The organism is Rhodococcus sp. 14-2470-1a, assembly GCF_002259425.1.
Lineage (GTDB): Bacteria > Actinomycetota > Actinomycetes > Mycobacteriales > Mycobacteriaceae > Rhodococcoides > Rhodococcoides fascians_E.
The window spans coordinates 120,236-146,124 of the sequence record NZ_NPFZ01000025.1 but is presented as its reverse complement, the minus strand read 5'-3'; the positions used below and the strand labels follow the sequence as shown (position 1 = coordinate 146,124).

The following is a 25,889-nucleotide window of genomic DNA, read 5'->3' as shown; positions in this document are numbered from 1 at the left end:
GACGGGTTCAGAACACCCAGTTCTGCAGGACGACGCAGGTGACGGTGCCGCCGAGGATGCTGAGGGCGATGTTGCGGCGCCAGAGGTGCAGGCCGATGGTGACGGTGACGCCGGCGAGGGGTGGGATGCCGTGGGCGGCGCCGGTGAGGTCGATGGAGGACAGGGCGTAGACAGCGAGAATGGCGACGGCGCCGAGGGGCATCCACTTACCGAGTGAGTCGAGGAGGGCGGATTCTCGCAGGGACGATCGGACGAGGAACGGAATTGCTCTCAGCGAGAATGTGATTCCGACGGCGACGGCCAGGGCTGCGGCGATGTACCAGTAGTCAACCACGCCGGTGCCTGATGATCAGGGCTGCGGTGAACACGCACATTGCCACGACCAGCATGGATCCAGGTGCGAGCACCCACCCGATAATCCCGGCGCCGACGGCCAACATCAGCGTCACCCGGTCGGGATTTTCGCGGTAGACGTCGAGGAACAGCACGACGAACAGTGCGGTGAGAACGAAGTCGAGTCCTTCGAGTCCGGCGAGCAGGGAGCTGCCCACACCGGCGCCGACGAGGGATCCGACCATCCACGACGAGTGCAGGCCGAACTGGGTCCACAGGATCTGTCGGCCTCGTAGTCGGGCGGATGCGAGGGCGAAGGCTTCGTCGCAGAGCGCGAAGATGCTGTACAGCTTGGCCATTCGGCCGTCGACGCGTTGCAGGGGAAAGGTGAGACCGTAGAACAGGTGCCGTGAGTTGACCAGCAGTGTGGTGATGGCGATCGCGGCGAGGGGCGCGGATGCGGCCAGGAGCCCGACCAGAATGAATTCGACGGAGCCGGCGAAGAGGACGCCGGAGATGATGGGCGCGAGCCACCACGGGAGATCGTGTGCGGTGACGATCACCCCGAAACCGATTCCCAGAACGAACAATCCGAGCCATACGACGCCCGCTGATCGGGTGGCGTCGCGGAACGGGGAGCGTAGCTGGGTGGGGGCGAGCGTGGTCATGCGGCAATGATAGGAAATCCGTCGCGCGATTTTGTTGCCGCTTCTTGTGTAAAGCCCGAGATTCGCGCAATATCAGAGACGTGGATGCCATCGATGAGCACATTTTGTTGCTGCTGCAGGAGAACGGCCGGTTGACCAATCAGGAGTTGGCTGCGCAGGTGGGGCTCACGCCTGCGCCGTGCCTGAGGCGCGTCCGCAAGTTGGAGGAGGACGGCGTCATCACCGGTTACTCCGCGATAGTCGACCGAACACGCATGGGGCGGGGGTTCGAAGTCATCATTCATGCCGACCTCGTCGCGAAGGACTTCCGGACGGTGGCCGCGTTCGAGGAACGCATGGCCGGGATGTCGGAGGTCGCGGAGTTGCGCAGGATGTTCGGCATCCCCGACTATTTCATTCGTGTTCGTGTGGCGGACCTTGCAGCGTTCGAAAAATGGCTCACGACACAACTTATGGGTGATCCGGCCATCGCGCGGGTGGACTCGCGCATCACCATGAAAATTCTCAAGACCGATGCTCCGTGAGTCTCGCTGACTTACCATCGTTCTCGTGAGAAAGCTGATTGCGTTGTGTGCGATCGTCGTTGCCGCACTGCTCGTCGGGAACGTTCCCGCGCACGCGCAACCACGTCCGTTGAGGGTGGCGATCGTCGGCGATTCCTTCAGCGCGGGCGTCGGCGCGAGCAGCGGCTACGGCGGCTACGCCACTCTGCTCGGGGCCAGGGGTTGCTGGGATCTGAATCTGGTGGCGCGGTCCGGCAGTGGGTACGCGGCAAGCACCGACCCGTTCGTCAGTGTCCCGCGGGTAGCGGCCGTCGCGACGTCGCTTCCGGACGTGATCATCGTGCAGGGCAGCGGAAATGACCGCGGCGACGGCAGGTTGTTCGCGGCGGCCACCGGCCTGTATCTCACTTACCGCGTGGTGGCGCCGCAAGCGCGGATCATCGTCGTCGGGCCGACCGGTGCCCCCAATGCCAAACACGGCAACATCGACGAGATCCGACGCCACCTCCGCGATGCGGCCGGGGTGGCAGGCGTGACGTTCCTGGATCCGAAGGCGGAGCGATGGTTGAACCCGGCCACCGACTACGCGCCCGACGGAATTCACCCGAACGACGGTGGTCACGCTCGATTGGCGGGCCGACTGTTCTCCGCGCTGTCCGGCCTCGGCGTCGGCGGTAGTTGCGGGTGATCGGTACGGCCGAGGTGTAGATCGCGCAGCCACACCAGCAGCGACAGACCGGCGAACACCACTCCGGTGACGCAGACTCCGGTCCAGCCGTAGTGCTTCCAGGCGAGCGTGCCGACGGCGGACCCCACCGAAGCTCCGACGAAGTACGTCGTCATGTAGATCGAGTTGATGCGCGCCCGTGCTTCGGGTTCCAAGGCGTAGACGACGTTCTGATTGCTGACGTGCACGCCTTGCAGTGCCAAATCGACCAGGACGAAGGCAAGCACGAACACGAGCCAGACGTGGCTTCCGATCATGAACAGCGGCCACACGGCGATCAGCAGTACGACGCCGATTCCGGTTCCCCACTGAACCAGTCCGCGGTCGGCCAGACGGCCGGCGACCGACGCCATCAGCGTACCGGCCACGCCGGCGAGCCCGATCAGCCCGATCTGAGCTGCGGAGAAGCCGAATTCGGTGGTGAGCAGCAACGTCATCGTGGCGAACACTGCGCTGACCGACGCGAAGGACAAGGCACCGAGGGCGGATCGAACACGTAACCGGGGGTACCGACGGACGAGCACGCCCATCGACGCCAGCGCGGGCAGGTAGGACACACCTGCTGTCCCCGAGTGTCGCGGCAGTACCCGCCACAAACCCGCTGCCGCGATCAACATCAGGACCGAGGCCAGCCGGTACACCCCCTGCCATCCGGTCACGTCGGACAGTAGGCCGGAGATGCTGCGGGCCAGCAGAATTCCCGTCAGCAAACCGCCCATGACGATTCCGACGACTCGGCCCGACTCCGACGGGTCGGCCATCGAGGCTGCGAACGGAACGATGACCTGCGCGGCAACGGAGAACAATCCGGCCATGGCGGTCCCGACGAGCAACCACGAGAGTCCGGGCGAGAAGCCGGCGAGCGCCTGCCCGACGGCAGCCAGCACCATCAGTCCGACGCTGAGCTTCCGTCGATCGACCACATCGCCGAGCGGAACGAGGAAGAGCAGACCGAGTGCGTAGGAGATCTGCGCGACGGTGACCGACACAGCGGCCGCGGACTGCGAGACTCCGAAGTGTTCGGCGATGAGGTCGAGCAGTGGCTGGTTGAGGTAGTTGCCGCCGGCGCTCAGTCCCGTTGCCACCGCCATGAGGGCGACGACGGGAGTCCCGATCCCGGTTTTGTTCGACGTTGTCGTGTTCACGGGTACAGCCTTCTCCTGATCGATCATGCTGTCCAATAGATCGATCAGCGCCATCGATCGCGTCAAGCGATAGATTGAGTGAGTGGAACTCCGTCATATCCAATACGCCGTCGCGGTGGCCGAGGAACAGCACTTCAGCCGAGCTGCCGCCCGCCTGCACGTCGCGCAATCCGCTCTGAGCAGTCAGATCCGCGACCTCGAGCGAGAGCTCGGCGTCGAGCTGTTCACTCGCACCAGCCGTAGCGTCACCGTCACCAAGGCGGGCCAGATCTTCCTCGAACGCGCCTACGGCGTGCTGGGTGCGGTGGCGCGCCTCGTCTCGGACGTCTCGCCGTCGAACACCGAAGTTCGACGCCTCCGCGTCGGGATGATCGTTCCTTTGACCCGGGTGGATGTGGTCGCGGCCGTCGCCGCGTTGGGAATCTCGCATCCCAACACGACGGTGTCGCTGTTGCCGAGGGGCAGCGCGGATACCGTCGCAGGTGTCGCCGACGGTTCCCTCGACCTGGGGATCATCGGCCTCGCGCCGGGCCGGACGCACGTCGGTCTGACGTCGACTGCGCTGTGGACGGAGAAGCTGTCGTTGTTCGTCTCCCCCCGTCACGAGTGGGCAGGCAGGGTGACGGTGCGCCTGGCCGAACTGGGCGGAGTGCCGATGATCGACCGGCCCGCGGGGAGCGAAGCCCGCATGCAGACCGATCACGCGTTCACGCAGTCGTCCGTCGAGCGGGGCCCGGTCATCGAAGCGGACTCGGCGGAACTCGTCACCGGGCTGGCGGAGGCGCAGCTGGGTGTCACACTGTTGCCGTCGTCACTGGCCGAGTTGTTTCCTCGGCTTCATCGGATCGACGTGGTCGACGCACCGACGCGCACCGTCTCGGTGATCACCCACCCCGAGCACATCACCTCGGTGACAACAGCGTTCACCGAGATCCTGCTGAATCAGGCGTCCTGAGTCCGGATCCGGGGGTAAGTGCCGTCGCCCAGGTTCGGGTCCGGCAGAACACCGTCGGGATCGATGAGCGCGACGTCCCGCCCGTCGAGCGCGATGCGTCGCATACCCTCGAGAGTCATTCGTCGGCCGACGTCGGAGAACCGGTTCACCCGGGAGACGTCGAAAACGATTGTGCCCGACGATGTGTCGTGGGACAAGGCGTCGAGCAGCATCTCCGCGCCACCGAACTGTACGACGCCCTGCAGCTCGACGGTCGACTCGCCGTCCTCGTCGCGGATGCTCCGCAGGACCGACGAACCGTAGGGCTCGACGTCCATCAGATGCATGCCCATGTCGTTGGACAGCCGCTCGAAGACCTTCACGCCGCGGACGCTGTTGCCGTGCGAGTCGAGTTTCGGTGACAGGACGCCGATACCCACCTGGCCCGGCAGCGAACCCAGAAGACCGCCCGCCACACCACTTTTCGCGGGAATACCCACCGACGTCAACCAGTGGCCGGCGGCGTCGTACATGCCCGCCCCTGCCATGACCGACAGGGTCTGCCGGGCGACCGCCCGGCTGACGACCTGTTCGCCGGACGTCGGGTGAACCCCGCCGGACGCCAGCGTGGCTCCCATCAGCGAGAGGTCTCGGACCGTGACGTTGATGGAGCACTGCGTCGTGTAGCCCTCGACGACTGCATGGGCCTCGTCGGGCAGAATGCCGTAGTTGCGCAGCATGTGTGCGATGGCGAGGTTTCTGTCCGCAGTGTCCAGCTCGGACCGGCAGACGGACTCGTCGACGGACAGCTGCCGTCCGGCGAGGGTCGAGAAGAAACTCAGTGCGCGAGAGTTTCTTTCGTCGACCGACGAACCCAGCAGAGAATGTGTGGCGATGGCTCCTGCGTTGATCATCGGATTCTTCGGCCGGCGAGTGTCACCTTCGAGGGACAGCTCGTTGAACGCCTCGCCCGACGGCTCCACCCCGACCGTGTCGAGCACGGCGTCGAAGCCCCGGTCGGTCAGCGCGGCCGCGTACGCGAACGGCTTGGAAATCGACTGGATCGAGAACTCGGTCTCGTCGTCGCCGACGGAATGAGTCCGTCCGTCGACCGTCGTCACCGCAATCCCGAACACGTCGGGGTTCGCATGCGCGAGATCGGGAATGTAGTCCGCGACCTCGCCGTCCGTATTGCTCGACAGGCTGTCCAGTACTTCCCGCAGGTAATCGGGAACAGGTGACTTCACGGTACGAAATGTACCTGGTTCAGATCGACCCCAGATCCGCGCCGATCCAGTGCTCGGTGCTCAGGGAGAACCGAACCTGGTCTCCGTGATCGGACGCGGCGAACTGGAGGTATCCCTCCACCTTGTCGGGCGCGAGGTAACGCTCGGCCATCTCGCGAAGCTGTTCGAGGGTGCCGGGCTCCTCCCGAAGCACAGGCCCGTCGACCGCGACGTACTTGATGCTGGGTTCGACCTGCTCGACCATCAAGCTGAATCGCCCTGCAGCACGGATCAACTCGGCCTTCTTGGAAGTCTTCCCGGTGAGCACCCAGGCTTCGCCGCCGGGGGTGTACTGGTACCAGATGGGTACGGTCAGTGGACCTCGATCGTTGCCGGCGAAGACCGACAGGGCCGCGATGTGCGGCTCGGACAGAAACTCTTCTCGTTCCGATTTCGACAGTGGCATGCGCTCAGTTTAGGTCCGTCACTCCAGCTCGTCGAAGGGTTTCGCATACCGAAAGCTCCCGTTCACCGGGCCTGCACCGAGCTGGAGGGCCTGGAAGAAGTGGCCCCACGCGGGGTCGGGCGGTTCGACGCCGACATCGAAGCCCGCGCGAAACCCGAACCGGCTGTAGTAACCGGGGTCGCCCAGCAGAGCCAGCACCGGGATGTCGAGTGCCTCCGACGCGCCGATCAGCGCGTACATCAACGCTTTCCCGACGCCGGTGCCCTGGAACTCCGGGAGCACGGCGAGCGGTCCGATCCCGACCCCGAAGTCGACGCCGCGGCTACCGATGACGTACCCCACGATTGTCCCGTCCACGACCGCGACCAGCGACAACTCGGGGACGAACCCGTCGGCGAACAGCTTCTCGGTCAACCCGACTTCGACAGGTTCGGCGTCGTCCTGGCGGAATGCTGCCCGCACGACGCCGAGCACGGCCGGGCGGTCGGCTGGACGTTCGCGTCGAATCATCACCGCCCGAGTATGGCTGCCGTTCATCGGTGTTCCGATTGCTCAGCGGGGAATCGGCTTGAGCACGATGTCGGTCGGATGAGCGTCGGCCGGTGTGTCGACTGCATTGCGGACTGCCTGTGCGACGGTGGATGCCCGCAGGAACTGCGACGGCTCGTAGTGATCCCCTTCGTGTTCGACGATCGCCCTCTGCATGTCCGTGTCGATGCGTCCGGGGTGAATCGACGTGACCCGAAGCGTCGGCTCCTCCGCGCGCAACGCGTCGCCGAATGCCCTCAACGCGAACTTCGACGCGGCGTACGCGCCCCACCCCGGATTGACGCGCAGACCCGCCCCGGAATTGATCAGCACCACGTGGCCGCCCGCCCGTCGCAAAGCCGGCAGAAGAGCCTTCGTCAGGGACACGACCGCGAGAACATTCGACTCGTACTGGGCGCGCCAATCCGCAATCGAGGACTCGGCAACCGTCCCCAGCGCCGCAACGCCTGCATTGTGCACCAGCACATCGAGAGACTCGATGCCCTCCGCCGCCCTGGCCACAGCGTCGTGATCGAGAAGATCCACCGGCCACGGCGTCGAACCCGGCAGTTCCGACGCAATCGACGCCAGCGAGTCCGCCGACCGTCCGCCCAGTCGAACCTCGTGATCCGACGCCAATACCCGGGCAATCTCCGCCCCGAGTCCCCGGCTCGCACCCGTCACCAGCGCAGTGGAAGTCATGCTTCCACCTTAGATCCGTGCACTGTGCCGGACCGAACGTGACGTTCGGTCACTTGGAGTGACCGAACGGTTCATTCGGTCCGACGGATCGGGCTCAGTCGAATGTCATGCCCGCTTCGGCGGCCATGGACATGGTGGTGCTGCCGCCGTCGAGGGATTCGCGGATGATGTCGGCGTGGCCGGCGTGCTGGGCGATTTCGCGCAGGATGTGCAGCAGGGTGAACCGTGCCGATTGCCATGCGCGTTCGGGAGCCCAGGGTGCCGTCGGGAGTGGGATTTGGGCGTCGAGGTCCATGGTGGCGAGTGCTGTTTCGGTGTCGGCGGCGACGCGGGCGAGGTCGTCGATCAGTCCGGCAACGGTCTCGTCGGGGCCCATGACGTATTCGGTGCCCATGCGGGACATGTCGAATTCTGCGTTCTCGTCCATGTCGGCGATGGTTTTCATCCAGCCGCGCTCGTTGCTGACGACGTGGTGGAGCAGGCCGCCGAGGGTCAGTTCGCTGACGGTGGTTCGGGTGCGGGCCTGGTCGTCGGTGATGCCGGTGACGGTGTACAGGAAGTTCTTGCGCTGATCGGCGAGCATTCGCGCAATGTCGGCTTTTTCACCGGTGAGAGTCATGGTGTTCCCTTTCGTTGCTGGTGAGAACGACAGTAGAGACGATTGCGGACAGTTACGGTCCTGAAAAGAACTCGAGTCTCGATGGGCGGAAAGTACGGAAGGGTCGCAAACTAGAGGGATGGGCGACCGTGGATTCACTTCGACACAGTTGGCCGCGCGGGCTGCCTACCTTCTGCGCGGCAACGACCTGGGCACCATGACGAGCGCCGCCCCGAAGCTGTATCCGCACATGTGGAGCTGGGACGCGGCGTTCGTGTCGGTCGGGTTGGCGCCGCTGAGCGTGGAACGCGCGGTCGTCGAGTTGGACACGTTGTTGTCGGCGCAGTGGAAGAACGGGATGATTCCGCACATCGTGTTCGCCAACGGTGTCGACGGGTACTTCCCCGGTCCGGCGAGGTGGGAGACGTCGGAACTGGCGGTGCACGCTCCGTTGGGGCCCCAGACGTCGGGCATCACCCAGCCACCCGTCCACGCGATCGCGGTGCAGAGAATTCTCGATCATTCCCGTCGTCACGGCCGCACCACCCGAGCGGTCGCGGAGGAGTTCCTCGACCGCCGGTGGGACAACCTGGTGCGGTGGCATCGCTGGTTGGCCGAGGCGCGCGACATCGCGGACAACGGCCGCGTCACCCTGTTTCACGGCTGGGAATCCGGGATGGACAACTCTCCGCGGTGGGACGCGTCGTACCGGGGTGTCGTGCCCGGGGAGATGCCGCCGTACGTGCGCAAGGACGACACGGTCGTGACCGACGCGTCGCAGCGGCCGAGCAATATCGAGTACGACCGCTACATCTGGCTCGTCGAAGAGATGAAGCAGGCGGGGTACGACGACGCTGCGCTCAAGGAGAAGATGAGCTTCGCGGTCGAGGACGTGTTCGTCAGCGCGATCTTCGCCATGGCGTGTGATGTGTTGGCGACCATCGGCGAGGAGCATTCGAAACCGAATTCCGATGTGCGCGAGTTGCGTGGATGGGCCGAGAAGTTTCGCACAGGCGTCATCGCCACGACGGACAGCCGGTCGGGTGCGGCACGAGATTACGATCTGCGGGCTCGGCGCTGGATCACCACCGACACCATCGCGATGTTCGCGCCGCTGTTGTGCGGTGGACTACCGCGTGAGCAGGAGCGGACGCTACTGCGGCTGTTCGAGGGAACACGTTTCTGTGGGCACCCCGACCTTCGCTACGCGGTACCGCCGTCGACGTCGCCGGTGTCGCGAGATTTCCGCCCGCGCGAATACTGGCGCGGTCCGGTGTGGCCCGTCATGACGTGGTTGTTCTCGTGGGCGTTCTCGCGCCGGGGTTGGGCGGAGCGTTCACTGGACCTGCGTGAGGAAGGCTTGCGGCAGGCCAGCGACGGTACGTTCGCCGAGTACTACGAGCCGTTCACGGGTGAGCCACTCGGCAGCATGCAGCAATCCTGGACTGCTGCAGCAGTTCTCGACTGGCTCGGCTGACTCACATGGGGGTTACCAGCGCGCCAACGGACGGATGTCGTCTCCGGAGTAGTGATTGATGTCCGTCGGTGCATCGATGCCGGGGATTCGGCCGCTGTCGGTGTACTGCCAGAACAACCAGTTCGTCCACCCGCCGGGGAGTGGTCCGAGGGTGTCGTTGTAGTCCGCGATCCACAGTGGGTAGTGGTTGAACTCGTGGGTGTCCGCCATCGCGGTGCGCCAGAAGTTCGGATAGGTGTAGATGATCGGCTGACGTCCGGTGAGCAGGTGCACCGTGTTCAGGTACCGGTGGGTCCAGTCGATGAGGTGCTCGGGCGGCAGTCCGTGCGAGTGTTCGAGGTCCAGCACCGGAGGCAGGTCGCCTGGCCCGTTGATTCCGAGCACCACCGTCGAGTAGTAAGCGGCCTGCGTTTCCGGTGAAAGCCGTACGTCCGCATAGTGATACGCGCCGCGGGCCACTCCGGCTGCTCGCATGACGAGGCAGTCCTGCACGAAGTACGGGTTGATGTAGTCGAGCCCTTCGGTTGCCTTCACCATCGCGAAGTCGTGGCCGGACTTTCGCACGCTGTGCCAGTCGATCTTGGTGCCGTCGATGTGTTGCCACGAGGAGACGTCCGGCCCCTGCGCGCCCAGTGTCTGCGGGTTGGCCGACGCCACTGCGGGCATGCCGCAGATCAGTGCGCCGGCGATGACGAGAGATTTCAACGCACGGGTCATGCTCACAGCTTTCGTAGAATATGGATTTTGCACGTGAAAAGGCGTCAGCCGGCCAGCGCGCGCTCCAGGGTCGGCCAGGATGCACGGAGAGCGTCCTGCCAGTACAGCCACGAGTGCGTTCCTGGATGTCCCAGGTCGAACTGCGCTGGAATACCCAGTTCGCCGAGCCGCTGCTGCAGCCGTTCGGCGCACCCGTTGGCGACGGCTTCGATCACCCCGCCCAGCAGAATCTGCTCCTGCAGTGGGGGTGAACCGACCGGGCGTACGGCGTTCGGCATCTCGTGCGGGCCGGGAAGACCGGTTGCGTTGGAGACGAACAGTTCCAGACCGCGCAGCCCCTCGGCGTTGACGTACGGGTCGTGCTCGACCCAGCGAGGATCACCGTCGGGACCCCACATGTTGTCGGTGTCGCCCTTGCCGCGTACGGCGATGAGAGTGCGAATGAAATTGCGTGCTACTGGATCCGACGTCTGCGCACACCCGCTGTACGACGCCACCCCGCGGTAGAGGCCGGGTGCCTGGATCGCGAGATCGAGGACGCTACCGGCGGACATGGACAAGCCGCCGATCGCGTTGACGCCGTTGGCCCCGAGTGCGTCGTCGAGGACGGGAGGCAGTTCCTCGGTCAGGAAGGTCTGCCACTTGTTCCGCCCGAGTCCGGGGTCGTCGTGCTCCCAGTCGGTGTAGTAGCTGAGGTAACCGCCGACGGGGATGACGACGTTGACGTTCTTGTCCGCGAAGAACTCCGGCATGTCGGTCTGCTTCAGCCAGTTCGCGCCGTCCTCGCCGCCGCCGGCTCCGTTGAGCATGTACAGCGTCGGCCGCGGTGCCGAGGTGTCCGCGGGTCGGAGGACCTGCAGTGGGATCACGCGATCCATCGACGGTGAGTAGACGTGCACGTCCCACCGTCGATCGCTGATTTTGTCGATGTGGTCGACGGAGCTCACCGCCCCGGGCGTCTCCGGTTGGGCGACGGCGACCGAGGTCGGTCCCAGCAGGAGTGCGGCGGCGGTGACCACGAGGGCCCGACGGAGAGACACCCTCACGCGCCGACCTCGAGGTGCCGTGCCACGAGCGGACCGACAGCGCGTAGCGCCGACGGCGACGTCATCTGCCAATGCGTGTGCGACACCGAGAAGTTCGAGATATCGCCGGTCACGTACGGGTGCCACGTCGCGAGTCCGTGCAGTTCCTCGTGCCCGGCGCTGACGAACAGGACGTCACCGTCGTAGACGCCGGGGGTGTGCCCGACGGCCAACTCGTGGTTGTGTCGTGCGGCAGCGATCAGCCGTTCCACCTCGTGCGTCTCGATGATGCCCGATCCCGCGACGAGCGACGGGAGCGAATCGAGGCGGATGCGCTGCCCCCCGTCCGGTCCGAATCCGTCGATACCGGGCATGGTGATTCCGACGGCGTCGAGCAGGTCCGCGGCGGGAAGCTCTGTCTCCCAGACGTCCTGGTTCTGTACTGCATGGCTGTCCAGCAGCACCAGGGATCCGACGGTTTTGCCCTGGGCCCGGAGGCGGACGGCCATGGCGTGGGCGATCGTTCCGCCGAGTGACCATCCGAGCAGGTGGTAGGGGCCGTCCGGGAGGATCTTCTCGATCTCGTCGATGTAGCGCTGTGCGAGGGCGTCCAGGCTGTCCGGCAGGTCGGACGGCGCTGGGGTCTGGATGCCGTAGATCGGCCGGTCGGTGTACTTGTCGAGTCCGTTGTAGCACCAGGACAGTCCGACGATCGGGTGGATGCAGAACAGTGGTACCCCGTCGCCTGTGGTGCGGATCGGGAACACCACGTCGAACGACGAGCTGCCGTCGGATCCGGAGTCCAGGAGTGTCGCAATCGATTCCGGCGTGGGTTCGGCGAGCAGTGCCTGCAGGGACAGAGCCGTGCCGGTCGATGCCCTCAGCTTGCTGAGCACACGCATCGCCGTGAGCGAGGACCCGCCTCGGTCGAAGAAGTCGTCTGTCACCGAGATGTCGTTCACTGCCAGTACCTCCGAGAATGCTTCTGTGACGAGCCGTTCGGTCGCCGTGGACGGGAGTCTGTTCGGGCCGGTGTCGCGGCCGAAGTCGGGTGGTGGAAGCGCACCGGCGTCGAGCTTTCCGGTCGGTGTGCGGGGGACGGTCGTCAGATATGTGACGGACGCCGGAATCATGTATCCGGGAAGCCGTTTCCGTAGGTAGCTCCGAAGTGCGTCACCCTGCACCGCGTCACCCTGCACCGCGTCTCGGTCGCCGAGGACGTAGGACACGAGCACCGTCTCGCCCGACGGCATGCCGTGGCCGACGGTCACCGCGAAGTCGACGCCGGGGTGAGTCGACAGTGCGGCGTCGATCTCACCGAGCTCGATGCGGAACCCGCGGATCTTGATCTGTGTGTCGCTGCGCCCGCTGTACCGGAGCCGACCGTCGGGTGTGCGGCGGACGATGTCCCCGGTCCGGTACATGCGGCCGCCGCTGATCGGATCTGCGAGGAATCGTGTCGACGTCAGCCCTGGCCGGCCGTGATAGCCACGTGCGACGGCGGGGCCGCCGACGTACAGTTCGCCGGGCACGCCGTCGGGCACCGGGTGGAGGCGTCCGTCGAGAACGTGAGCGACGAGGCCGGCGACGGGCCTGCCGATGTCGATGGGAGCGTCGGCGGTGATCTCGCCGAGTGTCGATATGTCCGTGGCTTCCGTGGGTCCGTAGCCGTTCACCATGATTCGGCCCGGCGCCCACCGCGCGATCAGTTCGGGGCTGCACGCCTCGCCGCCGACGCAGACGACCTGCACGGTGTCCAGGCCGCTCGGATCGAGCGTGGACAGAGTGGAGGGGGTCGTCAGCGTGTGGGTGACGGACTCGTCGCGCAGGAACGCGGCCAGTTCGTCGCCGCCCAGTATCTCCGGTGGGGACACCACCAGTGTTGCGGCTGCGGACAGGGCGGACACCATTTCCCCGACAGCCATGTCGAAACTCGGTGAGGTGTTGTGCAGGAACCGCGACGACTGTTCGATGCGGTGCACCTCGCGCCTGGACTCGGCGAGGTTCGCGAGTCCCCGGTGCGAGACGACGACGCCCTTGGGCAGGCCGGTGGAACCGGAGGTGTAGATCATGTACGCCGCACTGTCGAGTCCGGCGACGCCGTTCAGCTCTTCCGCTGCGACGGCGTGACGCGGTGCCCGCTCCACTTCGCTGCGGATCTCCGGGTCGTCGAGTTCGAGCCAGGTGATGTCGCCCGGCAGCGCACTGCGGTGCGAGGTGAGCGTGATGCCCATGACTGCACCGGAATCGGAGACCATGTGCTGCAGTCGATCCTGCGGATATGCGGGGTCGACGGGCACGTAGGCGGCGCCGGTCTTCGTCACGGCCCACACGGTCAGAACCGAATCCACCGAGCGGGGAAGCCCGATCGCGACGACGGTCTCGGGGCCGATTCCGTATCCGAGCAGCACCCGAGCCAATCGGGTCGACGCGTCGTCGGCCTCGCGGTAGGTGTGGTCCTCCCCGTTCCAGCGGATCGCGACCCCGTCGGGATTCTGCGCGACGGCCTGTCCGATCAACTGAGTGAGGGTACGGGGGCTGACCGCGTCCGGGCCGCGGACTGGCTCGCGTTCGAACGGTGCGAGGATGTCGATGTCGCCGACGACCTGCGCCGGGTTCTCCACTGCTGCCGTCAGAATCCGCGTGAACCGATCCACGAAGCCGTCGATGGTGGCGGCGTCGAACAGGTCGGTGCTGTAGCGCAGGGAACCGCCGAGGCCATCTGCTGTTTCCCGCAGCGTCAGAGCGAGATCGAATCGCGTGACGCCGGATTCGTACGGAAATTCCGAGACCGTGAGGCCGGGCAGTTCGAGCGTCGACGGACGATCCGGTTCGAACGCCAGCAGCGCCTGGAACAGCGGGGAGTGGGATGTCGCGCGTGTCGGCCGCAGTGTTTCCACGACCTGCTCGAACGGGACGTCGGCATTCTCCAGGGCTTCGAGGTTGGTGCTGCGCACCCTGTCGAGGAGATCGGCGAAGCTTTCCCCCGGCCGAATCTCGTTGCGCAGAACGACGGTTCCGACGAACATGCCGACGACGTCGTCGAGGCTACCTGCGCTTCGACCCGCCACGGTGGTGCCGATCGGGATGTCGGTGGTACCGGACAACCGGGCCAGCAGGACTGCGTAAGCGGCGCCGGCGACCATGAACACCGAGGCACTGTGGCGATGGGCAAGCGACCTGATCGCCGACGCGACGGCCGGGTCGATGTCGAACGCCACCTCGGCCCCGCGTTGCGACGAGACAGCAGGCCGCGGCCGGTCCGTGGGCAGATCCAGCACGTCGGGAAGGCCGTCCAGCCGGGTACGCCAGTAGTCGAGCTGCGTGGACAGGACGGACTCGGAATCGTCCGCGGAACCCAGAACGTTCGATTGCCACAGCGCGAAGTCCGCGTACTGCACCGGCAGCGGTTCCCACGGCGCCGGCGCGCCGTGTGTGCGGGCCGCGTACGCGGTGACGACGTCGCGGGCGAGCGGGCCCATGGACAGCCCGTCCGCAGCGATGTGGTGAACGACGAGAAGCAGTACGTACTCGGTCGGGGATGTGCGAAGAACACTGCCGCGCAGCGGTACTGCTGCTGTCACGTCGAATCCGCGATTGAGGACCGCTGCAGCCGAGGCCAGAACGGCCGATTCGTCGATGTCCTGCGGAGCGAGATCGAGTTCGACGTCGTCGGCCGGAAGGATCACCTGATGTGGGACGCCGGAGACGGGGTAGACGGTCCGAAGCGACTCGTGCCGATCGAGTACGTCACGCACGGCTGCGGCCAAGGCATCCGCATCGAGGTCTCCGCTCAATCTCACGGCGAACGCGATGTTGTAGGCCGCCGAAGCCGGTTCGGCCTGGTTCAACAACCACATTCGGCGTTGCGCCGCGGACAGCGGGATCACCTCGGGCCGCGGTCCTGGACGCAGCGCAGGCAGCGCCGACGATTCCGAGGCGTCGACGACCACGGCCAGCTGCGCAGGCGTCGGAGCCTCGAACAGCGCGCGCACCGGCAGTGCCCGGCCAACCCGCTCGTTGACGTGCGCCATGACCCGAGTGGCGACGAGCGAATTGCCTCCGAGGTCGAAGAAGTCGTCGTCGACACCGACGCGTGCGGCGCCGAACACCGCCCCGAACACCTCGGACACCACCGTTTCCGTGGGCGTTCGAGGAGCGAGAAACTCACGGGTCGCGAACACCGGTGCCGGCAGTGCGGTCCGGTCGGTCTTGCCCGTCGGCGTGCGCGGCACCCGGTCGATGATCGTGACGGCCTGCGGCACCATGTGAGCCGGCAGCGACCGCCGAGCGTGCTCGATGATCTCGGATGGCTCTGTATGTCCTCCGGACACTGCGCCGGAGACGACGACGTAGCTCACCACGCTGTCGGCGTGCACGATCGACACCGACTGTTCGACGCCGGGGTGGCGGGTCAGGACGGCGTCGACCTCACCGAGTTCGATGCGGAATCCGCGGATCTTGACCTGGTGGTCGATGCGCCCGTGGTACTCGAGGGCGTCTCCGACGCGCCGCACCCGATCGCCGGTGCGGTACAGCCGATGCCCGCGCGGGTCGAACGGGTTGGCGACGAAGGACGCAGCCGTCGTCGCCGGGTGTGCGTGGTATCCGCGGGCGAGTGCGCCGCCGCCGAGGTAGAGCTCGCCGACGACTCCCGTCGGTACCGGGTGCAGGCGCGCGTCGAGCACGTACGCGTCGATTCCTCGGGTGGGTGCTCCGATTCGGATCGGCGCACCGACTGTCATCGGATCGGACATCGTCGCGACGACGGTGCTTTCCGTCGGTCCGTACGCGTTGAACAACGAGACCCGATCGGCCCAGGTGGAGATCAGATCGGGACCGCAAGCTTCCCCGCCGACGACGAGGATACGCAGGTCCGGTACCGACGCCGGGTCGATCGTTGCGGCAGCGGCGGGCGTCAGGAAGGCGTGGGTGACGCCGTCGAGAGCCGCTGCGAGCTCGGCGCCACCGTAGATCTGGGGATCGGCGATGTGCATCGTGCTGCCGCTGCCGATCGCGAGGAGTAGTTCGAGGATCGACGCGTCGAAGCTGGGTGACGCGAAATGCAGTGTTCGACTGGTTCTGTGGAGACCGAGGCGCTCGACCAATTCTGCGCCGAGGTCGGCGAACCCGGCGTGGGTGACCGACACACCTTTCGGTGTTCCGGTGGACCCGGAGGTGTAGATGACGTAGGCCGGATGGTGGGGGCTCAGTGCGGCGTTGCGTTCGCGGTCGGTGATCGGAAACGCCGAACCGAGCGTCGGGTCGAGTTCGTCGGGATGAATCCAGTCGACACCGACCGACTCAGAACCGAAGCTTCCGTATGTTTCCGAAATACCGTTGATGTCCGAAATACCGAGGCGCGCACCGGAATCGGTGATGATGTGCAGAATTCGGTCGTGCGGGTAGCGCGGGTCGACGGGCACGAACGCGGCGCCGGTCTTGGCCACCGCCCACAGCATCGTCATCGCGGTGATTCCGCGCGGCAGCGCGATCGCCACCGCGGTCTCGGGGCCCGCTCCGCGCGCGATGAGCTGACGGGCGATGCGGGTCGAGGCGTCGTCGAGCGCCGGATAGTCGATGGAGACGGAGCCGGAGACCACCGCGGTACCGCCGGCGGACGAGACGACGGCTGCGGACAGTGCGTCGGGCAGGGTGCGGTGTCGCAGTGACGGCGTACCGCGAAGCGGATCGACGGACACCAGGTCGATGTCTCCGACGATCGTTCGAGGATCGGCGACCACCGCGTCGAGGATCGTCCGGAACAGCTCGGCGAAGGACCGAGCGGTACCGGCGTCGAAGAGATCCGTTGCGTAGGTCAGGGTTCCCGTCAGATCTTCCGACTCGAACGCCAGCTGCAGATCGAACTTCGCCACGGCGCCCACCGGAGCGAGAGGTGCGACCGTCAGCTCGGGCAGCTCGACCGTCGGTACCGGATCCTCCAGCGACAGCATCACCTGGAACAGCGGATGATGCGCGGTGGACCGGACGGGGGTGAGCTCCTCGACGACACGATCGAAGGGGATGTCGGCGTTGCCGTAGGCGGCCAGATCCCGGTCGCGTACCGACGCGAGCAGATCGGTGAACGGTGCGGCCGGATCCACGTCCGACCTCAGAGTCAGCGTGCCGACGAACATTCCGACGAGATCGTCCAGAGCGCGTTCTCCACGGCCTGCCACCGGTGTTCCGACGGTGATGTCGGACGTCCCGGACACTCTCGCGAGCATGATCGCCAACGCTGCATGGAGAACCATGAACTCGGTCGCACCGGAGTGCCGGGCAAGCTCGGTCAGTGCGCGTCGGGTGTCGGGGGCCACCGCGAACGTGACCGTCTCGCCTCGATGCGACGCGGTCGGCGGGCGAGGCCGATCGATCGGTAGCGGCAGGTGATCGGCGACACCTGCGAGTTCCCCTCGCCAGAAGGACAATTGACGCGAAGCAACGGAATCCGGATCCTGCTCGGAACCGAGCGACTCGATCTTCCACAGCGCGTAATCGGTGTACTGAACCTCGAGGGCCGGCCACTTAGGTGTTGAACTTCGGGGTGTCGAACTTCGGGGTGCAGTTGTTGCGGCACGTGCGGTGTACGCGATCATCACGTCACGTGCCAGGGGCCGCATGGACCATCCGTCGGCCGCGATGTGATGGGTGACGACGACGAGCACGTGATCGTCTGCGGCGAGACGCAGAATCGCCGCGCGCACGGGTGGTCGTTCGGTGACGTCGAAACCGCGGACCGCGAGCCCGGCCACGGCGCCCGGCAACCCGGCCTCGGTCGTGGTCGTGATGCTCACATCGAGAAAATCCGAGTCGACGACGACCTGACGTGGGCCGTCCGTCGCCGTGGTCTTCCCGGGCTCGGAGTCGGGGTAGAACGTTCGGAGCGCTTCGTGACGATCGACGACATCGAACACCGACTCGACGAGCGCCTCGGCGTCGAGCACACCGGTCAGCCGGACGGCGCCGGCGATATTGTACGCACCGGACACCGGGTCGAACCGATTGAGCAGCCACATCCGGTGCTGATTGGGGGCGAGTGGAACGTGCGCCGGCCGATCCTGACGGACGAGCGCGGGACCACCACCGCCGTTGCGAGAGGGGCGGTTCAGCCGTGTCGTCAGGCCGCGCACGGTCGGTTCCTCGAACAGGTCCCGGACACCGAGATCGCCCTGCAGTTCCGCGTTCATGCGCGCTACCACCTGCGTGGCCGTCAGCGAGTTGCCGCCGAGTTCGAACCAGCTCGCCGTCACACCGACACCGTCGACTCCCAGCACGTCGGCGAAGATCTGCGCGACGGCCGTCTCGTCTGCACCGTCGGGTGCGACGTGCTCGGCCTGGCCGACGGATGGCTCGGGCAAGGCACTTCGATCGAGTTTTCCGTTGCGGCCCAGTGGCAGACGAGCCAGTGGCACGTACACCGTGGGAACCATGAACGCGGGTAGTTCGCCGTCGGCGTGTGCCCGGACGGCATCGGTCTCGGCGTCACCGCAGACGTAGGCGACCAGCTTCTCCGAGGTCCCCTCGCCGTGGACGGTGACCACGGCAGCCGTGACACCTTCGGCGCGCAACAGGGCTTCCTCGATCTCACCGAGCTCGAGGCGCTGACCGCGAAGCTTGACCTGGAAGTCGTTGCGGCCCAAATAGTGCAGCTCACCGTCGAGGGTCCAGCGGACGAGGTCGCCCGTCCGGTACAACCGGCCGTCGCCGTGCGGGTCGGCGACGAACCGTTCGGAGGTGAGGGCTGCTCTGCCGGTGTAGCCGCGTGCCAGTTGCACACCGGAGAGGTAGAGCTCACCGACAGCTCCGATCGGGACGATCCGCAGCGCGTGGTCCAACACTCGGACTCCGGTGTTCCAGACCGGAACCCCGATGGGTACCGGCCCGGTCTCCGCGGCGTCGGTGCGGTGGTAGGTGACGTCGACGGCGGCCTCGGTGGGACCGTAGAGATTGTGCAGTTCGGCGGTCAGAGTGCTGTGGGAACGCTGCACGGTTCGGCGGCTCAACGCTTCACCGCTGGCGAAGATCCGGCGCAGTGAACCGGTGTCCTCGTGATCGCCGTGGTCGAGGTACAGGTCGAGCATCGACGGCACGAAATGGGCGGTGGTGACCGACTCGTCTCGTACGAGGCGCGAGAGGTACTTAGGGTCGCGATGGCCACCGGGTTCGGCGATGACCGTCCTCGCCCCGGTGATGTGGGGCCAGAACAGTTCCCACACCGACACGTCGAACGTGGCCGGGGTCTTGTGCAGGACGGCGTCGGACGTGTCCAACGGATAGGTGTCCTGCATCCACAGCAACCGATTGACGATGGCCGCGTGCGAGACCGCGACGCCCTTGGGTCGTCCGGTCGAGCCGGAGGTGAACAGGACGTACGCGGTGTTGCCCGGGCGAACCGGTGTGGGGCGCTCGTGCTGGGCGATGGGACCGGTGGCGAACGCCGACAGATCCAGGGTGCGCGGGTCTGCACAGGGCACCGATGTCTCGATATCGGTGCCGAGAATCAGTGCAGGAGAAGCAGTATCGATCATGTAGGCGACACGCGACGCGGGCAAGGTGTCGTCGAGCGGCAGATACGCCGCACCGGCATGCACGACGGCATGGATCGCCACGAGCTGGTCCATCGACCTCGGTAGAGACACCGCGACCACGGACTCGGCGCCGATTCCGCACCGGATCAAGTAGCGCGCGAGGCAGTGCACGCGGGCGGCGAAGTTGTCGTACGTCAACGAGTGGCCGTCGTACACCACGCACGTGGACGAGCCGTACACCGTCGAGGACCGCCCGAGCAGATCCACGAGAGTGTCGGTGCCGCAGTCGACCTCGGTCGCCACCCAGTCCGACGTGACGGCCTGACGCTCCAGTTCGCCGAGCACGTCGATGTCGAGAACGCGCCCCTCGGGCCGCTCGGCCATGGCCCGGATGGCCCGCTGGAGACGGTCGGCGAACGTCGCCACCTGACCGCGGGAGAAGGCGTCGGGCGAGAAGCGCAACGTCATCGTCGGAGTCGGCTCGAGCACGGTCACCAGAGTGAGCGGATAGTGCGTGGAATCGGAGACGTCGATACCGCGGACCGCCATGCCCGCGATGTCGGTCGCGGCGTCGAGTGCGCTGTGATCGACGGGGTAGGACTCGAACACCACGAGGGTGTCGAAGTCCGCGCTCCGCCCGGCCGCCGCGTGGATCTCGGCGAGTCCGACGTGGTGGACGTCCAACAGTTCCACCTGCTCGCGCTGCACCCGCTCGGTCAGCGATTCGACGGTGTCCTGCACGTCGATCGAGACGCGGAGCGGCAGTGTGTTGATGAACAGCCCCAGCATCTCGGTGGCACCGAGGAGATCACCTGGCCTGCCGGACACGGTGGCACCGAACACGACGTCGTCGCGCGAGAGGACGGTGGACAGCACGATCGACCACGCGGCCTGCACCACGGTGTTGACGGTGACGTTCGACGCACGTGCGATCGACGCCAGGACGGAGCCGTCGATGCGAACGTCGACGTCCTCCGGCAACCGACCGCTGGGAACGTGTGGGCCCGCGAGCAACGTCGGGCCGTCGACGCCTGCGAGGTGCGCGGCCCAGCGGTCGACATCCGAGTCGGAGCGACGAGCACTCGACCACGCCAGGAAGTCCCGGTACCGACGGACCGGAATCCCGATCTGCGTGTCGGCTGCGTAGAGGACCAGGAGCTCCTTGATCAAGATCGGCATGGACCAGCCGTCGAACAGGATGTGATGGTTGGTGACCACCAAGCGCGTGCCTGCGGGCCCGTGCACCAGGGCGAACCGGATGAGCGGTGCGTCACCGAGGTGGAAGCGACGGCCGCGCTCCGCCGCGATGGTCGCAGCGACATCGTCCGTCCGCACTTCCTGCCACGGGACGGCCACGTCGTCGACCACCAGCTGGACGGGGAGCCCCGCAGCGTCGTGCACGAACGCGGTGCGCAGGTTCTCGTGACGATCCAGCAGGCGCTGCGCGGCACGACGCAGACGGTCTCCGTCGACGACGCCGTCCAGATCGAAGACGATCTGCGCGGTGTACGGATCCACCCCGTCGCGCATCAGATCGGCGTGGAACATCAGTCCCCGCTGCAACGGGGTGAGCGGCCACACGTCGGAGACGTTCCCGAATTCGCTGTGCCACAGATTCAGTCGAGCCTGGTCGACGGTCACCAGTGGAACGTCGCTCGGCGTCAACTCCCCCACGCCCTCGGCCCGGCCGTGCTCTGCGAGCTCGGTGATGGCATCGGACCACAGATCGGTGAGACGGCGGACATCCGCGGCGTCGAGCACACCCGTCGGGAATCCGATGCGGACGATCAACGAGCCGCCGCGTACCAGTGCGTTGATGTCCAGCTCGTACGCGGTACGCAGGGCAGACCCGCTCCCGACGTCGTTGCCGACGGTCAGGTCCGGTGTCCACGGTTGATCCGGCGTTCCCCCCGGCACCTTGCCCAGATAATTGAAGCTGATCCGCGGCGCGGGCGAATCGGCGAATTCATCACGCGCCGAAAGGAGCCCGAACATCTGCGGTTCGGTGGGAATGCTCCGCAGCTGTTCCTTGACCGCCTTGACGACCGAAGCGGCATCGGGACCGGACGGCGCGTCGATACGCACCGGGTGCGTGGAGGTGAACCACCCGACGGTCCTGGTGAGATCCGCACCGGCAATCGAATCGGTGTCGCGGCCATGGCTTTCGATCGAGACCAGGTGCGACGCCTGGCCCCTCCACGTCCGAAGGGCCACCGCCAGGGAGGCGAGCAGTGCGTCCTCGGGACCCATCCGATAGCGGTTCGGCAGTTGTTCCAACAGCGCCTGAGTGATGTCGGACGACACGGCCAGTTGGGCGACCTGGGTCGTGGCCCCGGTGTCCCGTGCGTCCAGTGGACGTGACCCGAGCAGGGCGTTGTCACCGCTCAACAGTGCGCGCCACGCGTCGGCCCCGTGCGACGGGAGGTCGTCGACAGCATGAGCCCACCGGCGGAACGAGGTCTCCACCGGCTGGAGGGTCGGTCCGGACTCGCGCAGCGCGTAGGCCGTGACGAGATCCGGGAGCAGAATCCGCCACGACACACCGTCGACGACCAGGTGATGGGCGACCAGCACGATCCGCGGGCAGTCGGGGTCGGTGACGTGAACCACCTGGAGCATCACTGCATCCCGCGGCCGCAGCCGCGCACCGGCGCGAGCAATGATGCCCTCGAGATCGGTCCCTGATTCGCCCCCCGAATCGCCGCCCGAATCCACAGTCGAGCACTCCGTCGACACCAAGGCCGCAGCATCCACGGATCCGGTGGGCCCGACTACGAGACCGTCGTCGACGAGCCGTGCCCGCAGCGCATCGTGGTGATCGATCAGCACGGTCAGCGCGGCCACCAGATCCTCGGTGTTCAGATCGGACGGCGCGACCAGCACGAGAGCTTGATGAAAGTTGTCGAGGTCCGTCGGCTGCTCGGCCCGCGCCAGGACGCTCGCGGCGATGGGCAGCAGCGGCAGGTCACCGACCCCGCCGCCGGGCAGTTCCTCGAGCCGGACTCGGTCGGCGTCGCTGACTGCGGCGTCGGCGAGGCCGGCGACCGTGCGACGCTCGAAGACGTCCCGCGGTGTGAACACCACCCCGGACGCCTTGGCGCGCGAAACAAGTTGAATGGCAACGATACTGTCGCCGCCGAGAGCGAAGAACGAGTCGTCGACGCCGACGGAGTCCTTGCCGAGCACCTCCGCCATCGCGTCGGCGATGATCTGTTGGACAGGATCGCTCGCGGCGCGGAACGGCGCGGCTTCGACGTGGGCGAGCGGATCCGGCAGAGCAGATCGATCTACCTTGCCCGACGGTGTGATCGGAACCGAGTCGATCTCGACCAGAAGGGAGGGAACCGACTGCCGGGGAAGGAATTCCGATGCCAATGCGATGAGGGCGTCGCGATCGAACTCGTGACCGGCCTTGGTCTTGACGTAGGCGACGAGGGTGGATCGGTCGCCGCGTTGGGACACCGTCGAGACGACGAAGTCCACGGACTGATGCCAGGACAGAACGGCGTCGACTTCGCCGAGTTCGATACGCAGGCCGTGAAGCTGCACCTGGAAGTCGCTGCGGCCGAGGAACTCCAGATCCACACCCGCTGTGTTCGATACACGCCACCGAACCACGTCTCCGGTGCGGTACAGGCGCTGACCCGAGCCGTACGGATCCGCGACGAAGCGGGTCGACGTCAACCCCTCACGGTTGTGGTAGCCGCGGGCCAGACCTGGTCCGCCGACGTAGAGTTCACCACTCGAGCCGACCGGTACGGGTCGAAGCCACCGATCGAGCACCACGGCGGTCGCACCCTGCAAGGGCCGCCCGATGGTGATCGCCCGCGGATCCTTCTGGGGTTCGGTCATCGTGATCACGATGGTCGATTCGGTAGGGCCGTAGCTGTTCCGCAGCTCTGCTCGCGACCGCATCCTGTCCACCAGGTCCGGGGGGCAGACGTCACCGCCGACGACGACGGACGTCAACGACTCGACCTTCTCCACCTCGACGGTGGACAGCAATGCAGGAGCAGTGACGATGTGTGTGACGGCGTGCTGCGTGAGCAGCTCCGTCAGTTCGCTGCCGCCGTGAACATCCGCAGGCGCGACGACCATCGTGGCACCGGCCCCGAACGCGGCGAGCATCTCGAACACCGAGGCGTCGAAACTGGCCGACGAGAACCGCAGGACGCGGGAGTCCGTCGTCAGGGCGAGTTCCGGGCGCTGAGCGGCGGTGAACACGGACAGACCGCGGTGGCCGACGAGCACGCCTTTCGGTGTCCCCGTCGATCCCGACGTGTAGATCATGTAGGCCGTGTGGTCGAGACCGAGTCGAGACCGCCTGTCCGCGTCGGAGATCGGTGCGTCGGAGCGTGTCCCGAGCTCGCTGGTGAAGCCCGGGTCGTCCATCCCGAGCCAGTGCACGGCGTCGGGAAGAGAGTCCGCCAACGCTGTGGTGCTGAGGCCCACCAGGACACCGGAATCGGTGACCATGTGGCCGATCCGCTCGGGCGGATACGTCGGATCGATCGGCACGAAGGCCGCACCCGACTTCGCGGCGGCCCAGAACGCGACCACCGAGTCGATGGAACGCGGAAGCGCGACGGCCACCACCGAGTCCGGACCCGCGCCGCGGGCGATCAGCGCCCGGGCGATGGTGTTGCTGCGCCGATCGAGTTCGGTGTAGGAGAGTTCGGTGGTGCCGTCGACGAGAGCGATTCCGTCCGGGTTCCGTGCCACACCGGCCGCGAGGATGTCCGGAAGCAGCATCGGTGGTGCATCCGGTCCGCCGCGCGCGGGGACCACGGCGTCGATCTCCGCGTCATCGAGGAGGTCGAGATCGGTGACTGCGAAGTCCGGATCGCTGTGGAGGAACTGCGCGAGAAGCCGGACGAAGCGGCGGTACAGGTCCTCGGTCGCCTCGGCGCTGTAGACGTTGGGGTTGGCCTCGAAGTCGATACGGGAGCCACCGCCGTCGACAGGTGGGTAGATGTTGACCGACAGATCCTCGACCGGGCCCGTGGACAGGACGTTGAAGTATCCCGTTTCGCGCCCGAATTGCACCTGACGTTCGTACGCCATGATGTTGATGGCGGTACCGAAGAACCCGCGATGCTCCTGGCTGGCACCGGCGTCGCGTCGAATGTCCTCGGCGCGGTAACGCTGATGCCGCAGAGCACCGGTCAGTTCCAGCTGCACAGCGTCGACGAGGCTCGCGACGGTCGTTCCCGGCACGATGCGCACACGGATCGGGAGGACGTTGGACACCATGCCGCCGGAGCGTCGCAGCACCGCCGTCGTGCGTCCGGCAACGGGCAGCGACAGAACGATGTCGTCGTTGCCGGTCAGACGGGACAGGAACGCAGCGACCGCGGACACGGCCAACGGTGCGAACGCCGATCCGAGCCTGTCCGCGGCGCGGGTGAGTGCCTTCTCGAGAGTCTCCGGTAGCGGCTCCCCGCAGATCCGCGACCGCGGTGCCGGTGGGGCGACGATGCCCGACGGCGACACCGGAGCCGGCAGCGCGCTCGTCTTCTCCCGCCAGTACTCGCGGTCCTTGTCGAAGCGCGACGAAGAGCGGTAGTCGTCCTCGGCTGCGTAGACGTCCTCGAGTGCGCCCGCCTTCGAGAACGAAGGCGACTCACCGGCCTGAACCGCCGTGTAGATCTCCGCGGCACGGTTCATCAGCCGGACCGCGCCGTACCCGTCGAGAGCGATGTGATGGACGTGCGAGTACCAGAACGTTCGATCGGCGCCGACGCGCAGCGTCGCAGCTCGGATCAGCGGGCCCTCGATGATGTCGATGGGTCGGGAGTAGGCGGCCTGCATCCAGTCGATCGCCGCGGCCTCGGGGTCGGGTTCCTGAGTTAAATCGAGATCCGTCGACTCGTGTCGGGTCGACTTGTCGATGTACTGGTGTGGTTCACCGTCGATTTCCACCAGGCGTAGCGAGCCCGCACCGAGCTCGGCCGCAGCCTGCTCCACCGCCCCACGCATCAAGTCGCCGTCGAGTTCGCCGTGGACGTCGATGTAGTTCGCGATGGTGATCGGAACGTCCGGCATCAAGTGCTGGGCGAACCACAGCCCGCGTTGTGCAGCAGTGAGCGGGAACGGCGCGGACGTCACAGTGTGCCCGGTGTCGGTCCTGCTCAGCGCAACTGAATCAGCCGAATCCACAGTAGTGCTCTCTCGGTCGAAGGAGCGTGGTTGGCGGAGGCTCGGAACCGGACGTGGCGTGCGCTGCCCCGAAACGCCGCTCGCTCTGTGACGAAGGTCCCACCCGCTAGGTCTGAGAATTCGAGGTTTACACAACCGTTACCCAAGGTCAAC

General features: G+C 66.4%; 15 protein-coding genes. 4 read left to right on the top strand and 11 right to left on the bottom strand.

What is annotated here, in order from left to right; all coding sequences use genetic code 11:
- Positions 1 to 7 precede the first annotated feature (7 nt).
- Entirely contained in the window at positions 8 to 334 is a 327-nt protein-coding gene (locus CH292_RS14125; protein ID WP_037109883.1) for a branched-chain amino acid transporter permease, read from the bottom strand.
- Positions 327 to 1,001 carry an AzlC family ABC transporter permease gene (locus tag CH292_RS14120; protein WP_037183537.1) on the bottom strand — a complete coding sequence of 225 codons (675 nt, stop codon included), beginning with the start codon at positions 999 to 1,001 and terminating at the stop codon, positions 327 to 329. Before CH292_RS14120 ends, CH292_RS14125 begins: the two co-directional genes overlap by 8 nt.
- Before the next feature lie 80 nt (positions 1,002 to 1,081).
- Here CH292_RS14120 and CH292_RS14115 point away from each other — a divergent pair, with 80 nt between their 5' ends.
- Together CH292_RS14115 and CH292_RS14110 are read left to right on the top strand one after the other, a co-directional pair.
- Entirely contained in the window at positions 1,082 to 1,525 is a 444-nt protein-coding gene (locus CH292_RS14115; RefSeq protein ID WP_020112207.1) for an Lrp/AsnC family transcriptional regulator, read from the top strand.
- 25 nt (positions 1,526 to 1,550) lie between these two features.
- Positions 1,551 to 2,192 carry an SGNH/GDSL hydrolase family protein gene (locus CH292_RS14110; protein WP_094655043.1) on the top strand — a complete coding sequence of 214 codons (642 nt, stop codon included), beginning with the start codon at positions 1,551 to 1,553 and terminating at the stop codon, positions 2,190 to 2,192.
- On the opposite strand, the gene CH292_RS14105 is transcribed toward CH292_RS14110, so the two are convergent.
- Positions 2,123 to 3,403: an MFS transporter gene (locus CH292_RS14105; protein ID WP_179277976.1), complete on the bottom strand. Its 1,281-nt coding sequence runs from the start codon at positions 3,401 to 3,403 to the stop codon at positions 2,123 to 2,125. The genes CH292_RS14110 and CH292_RS14105 overlap by 70 nt on opposite strands.
- A 55-nt stretch (positions 3,404 to 3,458) precedes the next feature.
- Between CH292_RS14105 and CH292_RS14100 the strand changes: the two genes are divergently transcribed.
- Positions 3,459 to 4,331: a LysR family transcriptional regulator gene (locus tag CH292_RS14100; RefSeq protein ID WP_094655041.1), complete on the top strand. Its 873-nt coding sequence runs from the start codon at positions 3,459 to 3,461 to the stop codon at positions 4,329 to 4,331.
- Here the strand turns inward: CH292_RS14100 and CH292_RS14095 are convergent.
- From CH292_RS14095 to CH292_RS14075, 5 genes are all read right to left on the bottom strand, one after another.
- Positions 4,319 to 5,557, bottom strand: a complete 1,239-nt coding sequence (locus CH292_RS14095) for a glutaminase (protein ID WP_094655040.1) — start codon at positions 5,555 to 5,557, stop codon at positions 4,319 to 4,321. The genes CH292_RS14100 and CH292_RS14095 overlap by 13 nt on opposite strands.
- 19 nt (positions 5,558 to 5,576) lie before the next feature.
- Complete coding sequence (locus CH292_RS14090; protein ID WP_037183541.1) at positions 5,577 to 6,002, bottom strand: pyridoxamine 5'-phosphate oxidase family protein; 426 nt, start codon at positions 6,000 to 6,002, stop codon at positions 5,577 to 5,579.
- 18 nt (positions 6,003 to 6,020) lie between these two features.
- Complete coding sequence (locus tag CH292_RS14085; RefSeq protein WP_094655039.1) at positions 6,021 to 6,512, bottom strand: GNAT family N-acetyltransferase; 492 nt, start codon at positions 6,510 to 6,512, stop codon at positions 6,021 to 6,023.
- A gap of 42 nt (positions 6,513 to 6,554) precedes the next feature.
- The gene (locus CH292_RS14080; protein WP_094627643.1) at positions 6,555 to 7,232 is read right to left on the bottom strand and encodes an SDR family oxidoreductase; all 678 of its coding nucleotides are present in this window, start codon (positions 7,230 to 7,232) and stop codon (positions 6,555 to 6,557) included.
- Between the two features lie 94 nt (positions 7,233 to 7,326).
- Complete coding sequence (locus CH292_RS14075) at positions 7,327 to 7,851, bottom strand: DinB family protein (protein WP_033189477.1); 525 nt, start codon at positions 7,849 to 7,851, stop codon at positions 7,327 to 7,329.
- 118 nt (positions 7,852 to 7,969) lie between these two features.
- On the opposite strand from CH292_RS14075, the gene CH292_RS14070 reads away from it, so the two are divergent.
- Entirely contained in the window at positions 7,970 to 9,307 is a 1,338-nt protein-coding gene (locus CH292_RS14070) for an amylo-alpha-1,6-glucosidase (RefSeq protein WP_019665105.1), read from the top strand.
- Positions 9,308 to 9,319: 12 nt separating this feature from the next.
- Here the strand turns inward: CH292_RS14070 and CH292_RS14065 are convergent, their stop codons facing one another.
- Genes CH292_RS14065 through CH292_RS14055 form a run of 3 tightly spaced genes read right to left on the bottom strand, consistent with a single transcriptional unit; the run spans position 9,320 to position 25,736 of the window.
- Positions 9,320 to 10,024, bottom strand: coding sequence for a glycoside hydrolase family 25 protein (locus CH292_RS14065; RefSeq protein WP_037183547.1), 705 nt, complete (start codon positions 10,022 to 10,024; stop codon positions 9,320 to 9,322).
- A 44-nt stretch (positions 10,025 to 10,068) separates the two neighbouring features.
- A complete protein-coding gene (locus CH292_RS14060) occupies positions 10,069 to 11,043 on the bottom strand; it encodes an alpha/beta hydrolase family protein (RefSeq protein WP_033189479.1) in 975 nt (324 codons plus the stop codon).
- Between the two features lie 23 nt (positions 11,044 to 11,066).
- Entirely contained in the window at positions 11,067 to 25,736 is a 14,670-nt protein-coding gene (locus CH292_RS14055) for a non-ribosomal peptide synthetase (RefSeq protein ID WP_094655038.1), read from the bottom strand.
- Positions 25,737 to 25,889: the final 153 nt, after the last annotated feature.